The organism is Fibrobacter sp. UBA7003 (assembly GCA_002449765.1).
GTDB lineage: Bacteria > Fibrobacterota > Fibrobacteria > Fibrobacterales > Fibrobacteraceae > Fibrobacter.
This window is the reverse complement of record DJXN01000002.1, coordinates 371,768-383,672: the sequence shown is the minus strand read 5'-3', so window position 1 is coordinate 383,672 and position 11,905 is coordinate 371,768. Positions and strand designations below refer to the sequence as shown.

Here is an 11,905-nt window from a genome sequence, read left to right as displayed (position 1 = left end):
ATTTTAGGAATGAAAATAAAGAGGTCCTATGCTTGAACGTGAAGAAGTTCTGAAATTGGCGAAGCTTTCGAGGCTCGAAGTCGCGGAAGGCGACATCGATTCTGTGAAGGCGCATCTGGATGGAATGCTCGACCACATGGAAGCCCTCAAGGCGCTCGACTTGTCCAATGTGGAACCGATGACTGCCGTCGAAAACGGCGCTACGATTCTCCGCGAGGATGTCCCTGTGCAGGGATTCTCCCTGGACCAGGCTTTTGCGAACGCTCCGGCGGTGGAGAACGACCATTTCGCCATTCCGAAGGTTATCGGCGGCTAGACTCCCGAATTAGACTTCCATGACCCCAGTCCATTGCATCGTGCCGGCGCGCATGGGTTCTTCCCGTTTTCCTGGAAAACCGCTTTTTAAGCTCTGTGGAACGGAAATGATCGTGAGGACGCTCAAACGGGCTGCCCTTGCGGAATGTTTTGACCGTATCGTCTGCGCTACGGATTCCGAACAGATTGCCGAGGTCGTGTCTGGGGCGGGGTTCGAGTTCGTCTTGACGGGGAAGGCCGCTACCGGTTCCGACCGCGTTGCCGAGGCCGCGAGCGCCTTGGACCTTGACCTGGTCGTGAATCTCCAGGGGGACGAACCCCTTGTAGAGCCTTCCGTACTTGAAGATGTGGCCTGTGAATTGGCGGCCCATCCGGATTTCTGGGTGACTGTTGCGTGTCCGCTGTCGCCTTCGGATGCCGAGGTCGCGACTGTCGTCAAGGTCAAGGTCGAAAACGGTTTCGCTGTAGATTTTACCCGCCACGTGGAGCCTTCCGAGGCGCCCCGATGGTTCCAGCACCAGGGGATATATGCGTATTCCCGTGCTTCGCGGGATGAGTTTTCCAGGCTTCCCCAAAGCGGGGTCGAGCTGGAGCGCTCGCTGGAACAGATGCGGATATTGGGGAAACGCCCGATCCGCATCGTGCAGAGTCCTTTCCCGTCCGTTTCGGTGGATGTGCCCGCCGATGCGGCTGCGGTGGAGGCTCTCATAAGAAGACATATGTAAATACGCTTTCAACAAGGTGAGGGGACCGGATGAACGCTGCAGAAAAGAAAATTCTGTATATAGCAATGGCATTTTTCGTGGTTGGGGTTGCTGTTAGGGTCTTGCCCTGGGAGCCGCCGTCTATCGAGACTGTGGAGATTTCGGAGCGGGTCCGCCCTGAAGAAACTCCTGTCCCATATTCCAAGGTGGAATATGGGGCGCCGCGTCCGTCCGAAGAGTCGGTGACTTTGGATAAAGTAACGAAAAAGGAGCCGTCGGAAGGTGCCCGTAAGGGGCGCCCGAAGAAGCAAACGGTGCATTTGCCCCTAAAAATCAACGCAGCGACGGAGGAGGAGCTTTGTGCCCTGAAAGGGGTGGGGCCCAAGCTTGCACAGCGGATTGTCGCCTTCCGGGAGGCCCACGGCCCCTTCAAAACCCCCGCAAGTCTCGAAAAAGTGCCCGGAATCGGGAAGAAAAAGTTGGAAGGTATACTCCAGGGGGTGATTTTTGATTAGTTTTAGGGTATTAAAATCTTCATAAGTCGTTGAGTATATGAGTGATACGAAACTGTACCTAGGTATTGAGGTTGGCGATGTTTCCTTGAAAGTCGCCCTCTTGGACTCCGCCGAAAAGCGGGTGCTCAAGACTGCGGTCCTCCAGACGGAGACGAGTCCGATTGATGACATCTTCACCTTCGAGACCGTCCTGCAGGGGTGGATGGAAGAAAACGAACTCGATGGCATCGAGTCGATTTCGGTGACCGTCCCGGCATTCCGGTCCATTGTCCGGCAGGTGTTTGTGCCGGCGGAGGCGGTTCCCAACTTGGATGACTACCTCCAGTGGTATCTCGGCCTCATTACCAATGCCGACAAGGGCGCCTATATCGTAGACTACAAGATCTTGAGCGGCGACGAGAACCTCGGAAAGACCGTTCTGCTGATTGCGGTCCGCCGTGAATGGGTGGATGCCCTGCGCAAGGGCTTCCGTAGCAAGAGCCTCGTGCCGAAGTCCATGGAAGTGGATGTACTTTCGCTCATGAACCTTATGGATGTGGGGGATGGAATCAAGGACCTTGAATGTGTCATCAAGGCGGATTATGCCGGTGTCACCATGCTCTGGCTCAACAAGGACAACCTGCAGGCGCTCCGCTGCGTCTCGACTCTGTCTCTCGTGAATACTTCGACGGAACAGGCCTACGAGCTCCTTGCCAATGCCATCTGCGACCAGATGAAGGAAGCTCGCGAACAGAACACCATGCCCGAAATGAAGCAGGTGCATATCTGTGGCGAAATGGCTATGGATCCGCTTTTCGTGCAGAAACTGCGTGCTAAACTCACCGACGATTGCCAGCTTATTCTGATGGATTCGTTCTCTAAACTCAGGCTTCCTGTGGACGAGGTCGATTCTGCTGCCGTGCTCAACTGCGCGGGTGCCATCGGTACGGCGCTTAGCGTGATGGAGGGTGTATGATTCGTTTGAACCTTATTGAAGCTGCCGAACGTGCTTCGGTCGCGGACGAAACCGTAACTCCGGTCCACGTGACCGACGTTGCCGCCCAGGTAAAGACATCCAAGAAGAAAACTTTGGTTGGCCTGCTCGCCGCACTATTCGTGTTTGTGGCGTTCAGCTGCTTCTTGAGCGTATTTGGCGTTCCCAAGCCGTTGCAGGGGGTTCTGCCTGGACCGTATCTCTCGCTGATAGGCGCCGAGGACCCGAGCCGCACCGCGTTGACGCTCGCTTCCGGGCAGACGACCTCCGCCGGTGGTTCGCTCCAGGCCCAGGCCGCCGCTGCCGATGCCGCCATCAAGAAACGCGAATCACTGACGGTTCGCCAGGTGGTGGGCGAAATCAATCCGAAGGTGCTGTTCAACAACAAGCGTGATGACTACGCCTCGCTCCTCCCGATGGAAAAGGTGTCGTACCAGAGGTCGGCCATCAACCAGTTCTTCACCTTCCTTACTACGGCGACTCCCGATGATGTCGGTTTCTCCGACTGCGTGTTCCAGTCCCCGAACTACTTCTATGTCCGCGGTGTTTCGGTCAAGCCGACTTCGCAGCGCAGCTTCTTGGAAAGGGTCAAGTCCGTGAGTTCTGATTTCAGGACTCCTCCTCTGCCGGAAAACGCTCCCGCGACCGACATTACCGCGTTTGGTCAGTTCAACGTGAACAACGTGAACAAGGCGGCGGTGTCGAGGTTCGTGCCCGTGTCCGAGATGTCCGAAGAAATCAAGGCGTTCAAGTCTCTTGCTTCTTCGAACAAGGTGAACCTTTCCGGGCTCGACAAGCCTGTGGTCGAGGAATTCGGTGTCTACAAGCGCTTCACTTACCAGGTGACGACTTCTGCAGACTTCCCGGAACTTCAGTCCCTGATGGCAGCCCTGGATGCGTCTCCGGTGCGCATTGGCGTGACCAAGGCAGAACTTAAGTTCGCGAAGAAATCCCTTGCTGCGGCATTCACGCTTGTGATGTTCGTAGCTCCGTAATATGCCCATCCGCATTACTGGTGGTCTGTTGCGGGGGAGGAATGTCCCCTCTCCCGATTCATCGAAAACAAGGCCCACGGGCTCCCGCACGAGGGAAGCCCTCTTCAATATATTGCAGGGCGTTGAAGGTTTCCGGGTGCTCGACCTCTTTGCAGGAACGGGAATCATGGGAATCGAAGCTGTTAGTCGTGGCGCCTCTAGCGTCGTCGCCGTTGAAATGGCTCATTCCCAGGCGAGGCTCGTGTTTCAGGCCTACAAGGCTCTCTCGTTGGAATCGAAACTTACTTTGTTAGAAAAGAACGCGCTGACTCTTGAAAAAGAATTACTTTGTTCTGAATCTGGGTTCGACTTAATTTATGCAGACCCGCCGTTCAAGAACATGGACTATCCGGACCTGCGTCCTTTTTGGCAGTGGCTGAATCCGGGGGGAACGGCTGTGTTCGAAGCGCCGAGCCGGGACTTGCCGGCATGGGCCAAGGCCGCCGAAGAAGCGGGAACTGTGCAAATCCGCCGCTACGGCGAATCCTCCTTGGTGGTCTACAGGGGATAATTTCTATATTTGCGGCATGAAAAAAATCGCCGTATTCGCAGGGTCCTTCGATCCTTTCACTGTGGGGCACCTAGATGTTGTGAAGCGCGCCTCGGCGCTCTTTGATGAATTGTGGGTGCTCCTGGCGGTAAATGTTTCCAAGAAATACTTGTTGCCGGAATCGACTAGGGTCGAAATCGTCAAGACGGCGGTCAAGGACATTCCGAACGTGAAGGTGGATTGTTTTGACGGCTTGACTGTCGATTTCGCGAAACGCGTTGGCGCTAGGTTTCTGGTGCGCGGCATTCGCGGTGCAGGCGATATTGAATACGAGCAGACGGTTGCCTGGAATAACAAGATGCTTTATCCTGAATGCGAGACGGTTTTCTTGTCGAGCGCTCCCGAGCACCTGATGGTTTCCAGTACCGTGGTGCGCGAGCTCCTGAAGTGCGGAATCGTTCGCCACGTCCCCGAAGAAATTATCCCTCTGTTGAAGAAGTAAGTAGGAAAAACTATGCGTCCTTTTGCCTTTCTCCCTAAAGTTATAAGAGTGCTGCTGATTTCGAATGCGGTTGTCTTTTTGCTTGCTTTCGTGGTCGGTAGGTTGCTTGGCCTGCATCTGAACTTGCCGGGCCTTGGATATGGGAGCCTTGCCGAATACATTTCGTACTTCGGCGCTTTTTGGCCTTTTGCCCCGGAGCAGGCATGGCGTTTCGTGACGTACATGTTCGTGCATGTCGACTTCTGGCATTTCCTTTTTAACATGCTTATGCTCTGGATGTTCGGTTGCGACGTTGCCGACATGATGGGTTCTAAGCATTTCATGGGAATGTATTTCTTTTGCGGTATTTTTGCTGCCGTGTTCAGCATGGTCATGTACTGGTTCGGCATGACGAACGCCCCGATAATCGGTGCTTCGGGAGCTCTGATGGGGATTTTTGTTGCCTACTACAAGTTCTTCCCGAATCGCATGCTGTTGCTGTTCATGTTTTTCCCGATGCGCATAAAGTATGCCATGTGGTTCATGGTGGCAATCGATGTTTTTATGGCGGGATCGGGAGACCATGTAGCTCACCTTGCTCACTTGGGTGGCGTCGTGGGCGGATTCCTTTACATGCACTTGTTTGAACGGGGTTTTGGTGGTTTCGGCCATGCTTTTGAAAAAATGCGAGGCCCGAAATTCAAGGTGTATCCGGGAGGCCGTTCTGAGAGGGAATCTCGCGACGAGTCGGATAGGGATGCCGAAGATGCAAAGGCCCCTCTCGAAGGCGAAGTTTTCTATGTAGATGAACAAAAGCGCGTAGATGAAATCCTGAAAAAGGTAAATAGCGAAGGCATAGATTCGCTGACGGATTCTGAACGCAGATTTTTACTGCAGGCTAGCGACAAGTTGCGTCGCCGCAGGGGCGGCCTGTAGTTTTGGACATTTTTAGAGGAAGCATTATGAAGAAAGTTCTTGGTATGGGCGCGGCCCTCGTTGATATTCTCGCGAATGTGGATGACGCATGGATTGAATCTCAGGGCGTGCAGAAGGGCGGCATGAACATGGTGGACTGGCCGCAGATGGAAAAGTTCCTTGCGGCGCTCAAGAACCCGCTGCGCGTGCCGGGTGGCTCTACCTGCAATACGATGGTCGGGCTCTCACGCCTGGGCGGCAAGGCTGCGTTTATCTCGAAGGTCGGCGATGACGAACTCGGGAAGATTTTCCGCGAGCACCTGGAACGCAACGGCGTGGAATCGAAGCTCGGGATGAGCGATGCGGCTACGGGTTGCGTGTTCTCTGCGGTAACGCCCGATGCCCAGCGCTCCATGTGGACGTACCTCGGCGCTTCTGACTTCCTTGTGAGTGAGGACTTTGTGCCGGCGCTCTACGACGGCGTGGGCCTGCTCTATGCGGAAGGCTACCGCGCGTTCAATGCGGATTGCTTCAAGAAATCATTTACGCTGGCGCGTAGCCTGGGCGTGGAAACCGCGCTTGACTTCAGTAGCTTTGGTGTGGTGGAAGCCTGCCGCAAGCTGTTTGATGAACTCTTTGCCGAAAAGATGATTGATATCATCATCGCGAACGAGGACGAGGCGTATGCGTATGCGGGCGTGAAGGAAGAGGCTGCACTTGATGTTCTTGCACAGAAGGCGAAGGTTGCCGTGGTGAAGATTGGCAAGCGTGGCGCCCTCATTGCGAAGGACGGCAAGGTGACCCGCGTGCAGGCAGGCCCCGCGAAGGCCATCGATACGACTGGTGCCGGTGACCTGTGGGCATCGGGATTCCTGTATGGCTACATGAACGGCTGGGACATGGAACGCAGCGGCAACCTCGGGAGCGTAGTGAGCAACGAGGTGGTGCAGGTGATGGGCGCGCAGATTCCCGAAGACGGCTGGAAGCGCATTTTGGCGGCACGCGGGTAGTATGCCCGCTAACGATTCGCCCAAAAACGATATATATTTAGGAGAAAAGGGAGGCTTTATGAAATTATCCACTCTGAAGAACAGCCTGATGGCTCTCGCGGTTTTCGCAATGGCTTCGGTTGCCTATGCTCAGGATACGGCTTCTGTATTCATTCGCAATGCATGCGACTCGCTTCATTCCGAGATTGAACTCGTCCCTGCCTATATCGAAGAGACTAACTGGTACGGCAATCCGCATACAATGGCGAAGGATTCCTCGAACGTTACGCGGCACGAAACCTACGAGACGCTGAACATGAATTATTCCACGAGTCAAACCATGCAGATTCCCGTGTCCATCAAGGCTTCTTGCCGCGAGATGCAGGGGACGACTGTGGGTTATGCCAAGTGGACAACAAGCCAGACGTGGCAAAATGTTACGGAAGACGATTACTCGACGTATATTTACGACATTCACGCTTTGAAGATGAATGGTCATGATTCCTCGAATACTTATAACATTTTGGCGTATGTCTCGGGGTTGATTCCCGATGACTATTCGTTTACGGCCTCGAACCTGTTGTTCTCTACGACCTTTGAATTTGCTTTTGAGTGGTGGTTTGCTTCCGTAAAATACCAGTACAATAAAGATGCAACGCATATAGGTATTAGGTTTGGATCTGCGGCCAGCAATGATTCCCTGAAGGCAGTGAATGCCGCTGTTAAAGCGTTGACTGTTCCCGATACGATAAAGAGCGTCCGCCTTCAGGTGATCAAGGTGGTGCTTGGCGATTCCCGCAAGCCGCTGTCGAGTTCTTCGTTTGAGGCGTCTTCTTCAAGCGAAAATAGCTCTTCGAGCTTCTCTCCTGTATCCTGCTCGTCCGAAGAGGCTAGTTCCAGCTCGAGCGCCGCGACAAGTTCCTCGTCGCAGAAGGTCAGCAGTTCTTCTGCGGATCCCGTTTCTTGTTCTAGCGTAGAATCCAGCAGCACTGCCGAACAGTCGTCTTCGAGCAAGGAAGCCGAGTCTTCATCGAGCGGAATATCGTCTTCGAGTGAGGCATCCTCGTCCGCTTCCGCCGAGTCGAGTTCCGGCACGGAGGCAAGTTCTTCTTCTGATGCAGAAAGCAGCTCCTCCGATGTTGAAAGTTCTTCGTCCGAAGGCCCGACGCGTCTAGCTACGATGTCTGCTCCTGAAGCCGCAGTTCATGTGGTGCAGGTGCGTAGCCTTGATGGATCTGTCGTTAAGAATGCCGGCAATCTTGCTCCGGGCGTGTACTATATGAAGTATTCGAACGGAGTTTGGCGTAAAACGGCTGTCATGCCCAGGTAGGTTGTTCTTATAATGCGAGTGTTAAAGTCTTTTCTTGCCATTCTTTTTTGTTCGGTCGCGATTGCATTTGCGGCCGAGGACGCTCAGCCTGCGGATCCCGTCAGTACGGAAGCCGTAGGCCAGATTGCCGTTTCCGAAGTCCAGGCTGAACTTGCCATGCGCGATAGCGTGATGCAGGAACGTGATAGCCTTTGTGCTGTGGAAAAGGACTCGCTTCGCAAGGCTGTTGTCGTTGAAGAGGCGAAGTGTGCCAACTGGGAACAGAGCTACCAGACAATGAAGCAAAACAACGAAGTCTGCGCTCAGGCTCTGGGTATCGCACTTGAAGTGAACGAAAAAACCAAGGATAAGGCCGAAGAAGAACGTAAGAAGATGACCATGATGGGAGGCTCTTCTTTTTTGGGTGGAATTGGAATTGGCCTGCTGATAATGTGGCTGATAATGAAGTAGGAATTCGGTATGAAGTTTTTTGCCCCCGTTGCTCTTAGCCTGCTTTTGACGACAGGCTTTTGTTTTGCAAAGCAGAACGCCCAGTTGGCGGGCCCGTTCCAGCTGGGGAATGTGCTCTCTCCGCTTGCGACCTTGCCGATGAAGACTGCCGAGATTTCGGACTTTATGCCGGGCAAGAACATGCTGTTCGTGGTGGGGGGAGAAAAGATTGTCGAGGTGGTGGACATGAACAATCCGGGCCTCCCCAAGAAGGTTGCCGAGGTGCCGGTACCCGGGAATGCGTCTAGCGTTTCGGTATATGGCGACTTGGTGGCTGTATCCCTGCTCGAAGACGAAGAATGGCGCGACGGCCAGGTGCAGGTGATGCGCTATACGGATTGCCTTGAGGTCGTTGGGCTCTACAAGGTGTGCAGCCAGCCCGACATGATTAAGTTTACGCCCGACGGCAAGAACCTGCTGGTGGCCTGTGAGGGTTCTCCGAGCGCGGATTTTTCGGAAGACCCGGAAGGCGGCGTTGCTATTTTGTCCGTAGCGCAGGCGGGCGAGGCGGACTTGTGGAAGAATGCGGAATATACGGTGGCGCGCTTCGACCATCTTGATTCAAATGCTCTCAGGAAGACGGGGGTGCGCGCTCCGGGAACGCAGGGCTTCTTGAAGTCTCTGGAGCCGGAATACATCACTGTGTCTGCCGATTCCAGGTGGGCTTGGGTCTCGTTGCAAGAGAACAATGCCATCGCGAAGGTAGATATAAAGGCCCGCAAGGTGAAGGATGTTTTCGCTCTCGGGCACGTCGACTACGTGAAATCCGGTACCACGATTGATGCGGTGAGTGACGGCGTGATTGAAATGAAGAAATACCCGCTGCGTGGGCTCCGGCAGCCCGACGGTATCGCTTCCTTTTCTATCGGCGACAAGTATTACGTGCTGACGGCAAACGAGGGCGCTCCGGTCAACGATTACAAGGCGTGGACAGACGTGACGACCCCGATGATGCTTGCGGAACAAGGGCGGGTTGACCGTCGTGTGTTCACGGATTCGCTTTTGAACGAGCTGAAGGACTTGACCGTAAGCGGGCTCGAACGCACATGCGACGGGGAACGCGACAAGAGGGCTGCCTGCTCCTACATGTACACGTTCGGCACGCGTTCCATGAGCATTTTCAACGGCGAGACGGGAAGGCTTGTGTGGGATTCTTTCGATGCGTTCGAACGCATTCTCGCCAAAAGCGCACCGGACTACTTTAACTGGAATTCCAAGAAGAACAAGCTCAAGATGGACAAGCGCAGCAGCGACAAGGGCTGCGAACCCGAGAACGTGACTGTGGGCGAGGTCGGCTACAGGCGTTATGCGTTTGTCGGCCTGGAACGTACCAGCGGGATAATGGTTATCGACGTGACGGAAGCCGAAACGCCCCGTTACATCAAGGCTCCGAAACACGGAGAGTACAAGGGCCCCAAGGTGGTCGGTTTTTACCTGGACCCGCTGGATCGCGGCCCGGAAGGAGTCCTCTTTATTCCGGCGGAAAAAAGCCCGCTCGAAGGCCAGGCCTTGCTTGTTGTCGGTTACGAATACAGCAAGACGCTTACGATTTATACGGTGAAATAAGACTGCTGTTGGTTTTCACGTAAAAAACGCCGGGCTTTCGCTCGGCGTTTGAAATTTTTGGATCCCCGCTTCTCCCCAAAGAGGATAACTCTACTATGGCAACAAGTTGCCAAGTATCGTATAGCGGGGATGACAACTAAGGTCGCGGGGATGACAATCCGGGTTACCCCAGCAGTTCTTCCTTGCTGATGGCCTTGAAGTTCGTGGCCTTCAGGGCTTCGATGGCCTTGTCCGTGTCCTGGAAACGGAGAATCATGATGTTAGAGCCGTTCAGGGTGGAGGGGTAGGCGTACATGTAGTCAATCTGCTGGCTACCTACCGCAGTGGAGAGCAGTTCGGCGAGGCCACCGATGGCGGCGTTCACGGGGCAGGCGACCACGTCGGTGATGGTGGCGCTGAGGCCTGCCTTGGCGAGCACGTCTACGGCCTTTTCCGGGTCACTCACGATAAGGCGGATGAGCCCGAATTCGCCGGAGTCGGCAAGTGTGAGCGAAAGGAGGTTCACGCCCGCATCGGCAAGGGACTTGCAGACTGCATGAAGGCGGCCCGGGCGATTGGAAACGAAAACTGAAACCTGTGGAATTTTCATAGTGCATTCTCCTTACATCTTTTTCCTGTTGTCGACAACTCTCTTGGCTTTGCCTTCGCTACGCGGCAGCGAATCGGGTTCGCACAGCGTGACGATGACGGAAATGCCGAGAATCTGTTCGATGGAGTGCTTGAACTTCTTGTTCAGCTGTTCCATGTCGCTCATGGAGTCGCTCACCATATCGCGGGAGACTTCCACCTTGACCTCGAGCGTGTCCATGTTGTTCTTGGTGTCGAGCACAATCTGGTAGTGCGGCAGTGCCTTCTCTGCACGGAGGAGGGCCGTCTCGATTTGGCTCGGGAACACGTTCACGCCGCGCATGATAATCATGTCGTCGCTACGGCGGCCAATGCGGCGGATGCGGCGGATGGTGCGGCCGCACTTGCACTTGGTCTTCTCGATGGCGGTAATGTCGCGGGTGCGGTAGCGGATGATGGGCATGGCCTTCTTGCTGAGCGTAGAAAGCACGAGTTCGCCCTCTTCGCCGTCCGGCAGCGGTTCAAGCGTTTCGGGGTCGACGATTTCGGGGTAGAAGTGGTCTTCGAAGATGTGGATGCCGTCGCGGCAATCGCATTCGCAGCCCACGCCCGGGCCCACGATTTCGGAAAGGCCGTAGATGTCGTACGCCTTGATGCCGGTCTTTTCTTCGATGTAGTCGCGCATGCCGTCGCTCCACGGTTCAGCACCGAAGATGCCGCGCTTGACCTTGAGGTCGCGCAGGTCGACGCCCATCTTTTCGGCAACGTCGATGATGCGGACAAAGTAACTGGGCGTTCCCCCCACCGCGGTGACGCCGAAATCCTTCATGAGCATCACCTGGCGTTCGGTATTGCCGCCACTGATGGGGATGACGGTTGCACCGAGGGCTTCAAAGCCGCCGTGGATGCCGAGACCGCCGGTAAACAGGCCGTAGCCGAAGAAGTTTTGCACGATGTCTGTGCTCCTGAACCCGCAGGCGAGGAGGCCGCGCTTCACGACCTGGGCCCACACTTCCATGTCTTCCTTGGTGTAGCCGACCACGATGGGCTTGCCGGTGGTGCCCGAACTTGCGTGCAGGCGCACGACTTCGCTCAGGTCTACGGCGAACAGGCCATACGGGTAGGTGTCGCGCAGGTCCTTCTTCATGGTGAAGGGGAGTTTCGCCACGTCCTTGAGGGTCTTGATGTCTTCGGGCTTGAGTCCCTTCTCGTCCATGCGTTCACGGAAGAGCGGGACCTTCTCGTAGGCAAGTTTCACGGTGGCGCGCATACGCTGCAGCTGCAGGTCGCGGAGTTTTTCTTCGGGCATGAAGTCGAGTGCCATTTCGGGCAGGACTCTATTTTCTTCGTCATTCCAGGCGGTTGAACGCATATAATCCTCAGTTGCCGGTCTTTGGGACCGCGGTTAAAAAATTACAGCCTAGAATTTATCTTTTTTTCCGATGAAAAATCAGGGAAAAGACGAAAATTCTTTTCGAAAAAACACGTTTGCGAGTTTAACAAAAAGTGTAAAACCGTTGATTTGTTTTTCTAATTG

Annotated in this window: 14 protein-coding genes; 12 read left to right on the top strand and 2 right to left on the bottom strand. The window is 54.8% G+C overall.

The genetic code is table 11. The features are described 5' to 3' along the window. Positions 1-28 precede the first annotated feature (28 nt). Genes gatC through B2952_RS02110 form a run of 12 tightly spaced genes read left to right on the top strand, consistent with a single transcriptional unit; the run spans position 29 to position 9,801 of the window. The gene (gene gatC / locus B2952_RS02165; protein WP_173365816.1) at positions 29-316 is read left to right on the top strand and encodes an Asp-tRNA(Asn)/Glu-tRNA(Gln) amidotransferase subunit GatC; all 288 of its coding nucleotides are present in this window, start codon (positions 29-31) and stop codon (positions 314-316) included. Positions 317-335: 19 nt separating this feature from the next. After that, positions 336-1,040: a 3-deoxy-manno-octulosonate cytidylyltransferase gene (locus B2952_RS02160; RefSeq protein WP_290726956.1), complete on the top strand. Its 705-nt coding sequence runs from the start codon at positions 336-338 to the stop codon at positions 1,038-1,040. A gap of 29 nt (positions 1,041-1,069) precedes the next feature. After that, positions 1,070-1,534 (top strand): ComEA family DNA-binding protein, encoded by a 465-nt coding sequence (locus B2952_RS02155; protein WP_173381830.1) that lies wholly within the window; start codon positions 1,070-1,072, stop codon positions 1,532-1,534. Between the two features lie 37 nt (positions 1,535-1,571). After that, positions 1,572-2,489, top strand: a complete 918-nt coding sequence (locus B2952_RS02150) for a hypothetical protein (RefSeq protein WP_173365819.1) — start codon at positions 1,572-1,574, stop codon at positions 2,487-2,489. Further along, positions 2,486-3,502 (top strand): hypothetical protein, encoded by a 1,017-nt coding sequence (locus tag B2952_RS02145; protein ID WP_290726954.1) that lies wholly within the window; start codon positions 2,486-2,488, stop codon positions 3,500-3,502. Before B2952_RS02150 ends, B2952_RS02145 begins: the two co-directional genes overlap by 4 nt. A gap of 1 nt (position 3,503) precedes the next feature. Next, positions 3,504-4,052: a 16S rRNA (guanine(966)-N(2))-methyltransferase RsmD gene (rsmD, locus tag B2952_RS02140; protein WP_290726953.1), complete on the top strand. Its 549-nt coding sequence runs from the start codon at positions 3,504-3,506 to the stop codon at positions 4,050-4,052. 16 nt (positions 4,053-4,068) lie between these two features. After that, positions 4,069-4,533: a pantetheine-phosphate adenylyltransferase gene (gene coaD / locus B2952_RS02135; protein WP_290729140.1), complete on the top strand. Its 465-nt coding sequence runs from the start codon at positions 4,069-4,071 to the stop codon at positions 4,531-4,533. A gap of 48 nt (positions 4,534-4,581) precedes the next feature. Next, complete coding sequence (locus B2952_RS02130) at positions 4,582-5,448, top strand: rhomboid family intramembrane serine protease (RefSeq protein WP_290726952.1); 867 nt, start codon at positions 4,582-4,584, stop codon at positions 5,446-5,448. Positions 5,449-5,474: 26 nt separating this feature from the next. After that, positions 5,475-6,437 (top strand): adenosine kinase, encoded by a 963-nt coding sequence (locus B2952_RS02125; protein ID WP_097036556.1) that lies wholly within the window; start codon positions 5,475-5,477, stop codon positions 6,435-6,437. A gap of 58 nt (positions 6,438-6,495) precedes the next feature. Then, positions 6,496-7,746, top strand: a complete 1,251-nt coding sequence (locus tag B2952_RS02120; RefSeq protein WP_290735512.1) for a hypothetical protein — start codon at positions 6,496-6,498, stop codon at positions 7,744-7,746. 12 nt (positions 7,747-7,758) lie between these two features. Continuing rightward, entirely contained in the window at positions 7,759-8,196 is a 438-nt protein-coding gene (locus B2952_RS02115) for a hypothetical protein (protein WP_290781470.1), read from the top strand. A gap of 9 nt (positions 8,197-8,205) precedes the next feature. After that, the gene (locus B2952_RS02110; RefSeq protein WP_290735514.1) at positions 8,206-9,801 is read left to right on the top strand and encodes a choice-of-anchor I family protein; all 1,596 of its coding nucleotides are present in this window, start codon (positions 8,206-8,208) and stop codon (positions 9,799-9,801) included. Between the two features lie 163 nt (positions 9,802-9,964). Here B2952_RS02110 and B2952_RS02105 read toward each other — a convergent pair whose 3' ends face one another. After that, positions 9,965-10,390: an ACT domain-containing protein gene (locus tag B2952_RS02105; protein WP_173382230.1), complete on the bottom strand. Its 426-nt coding sequence runs from the start codon at positions 10,388-10,390 to the stop codon at positions 9,965-9,967. 12 nt (positions 10,391-10,402) lie between these two features. Then, the gene (locus B2952_RS02100) at positions 10,403-11,740 is read right to left on the bottom strand and encodes a phenylacetate--CoA ligase family protein (protein WP_290729153.1); all 1,338 of its coding nucleotides are present in this window, start codon (positions 11,738-11,740) and stop codon (positions 10,403-10,405) included. Between the last annotated feature and the right edge of the window lie 165 nt (positions 11,741-11,905).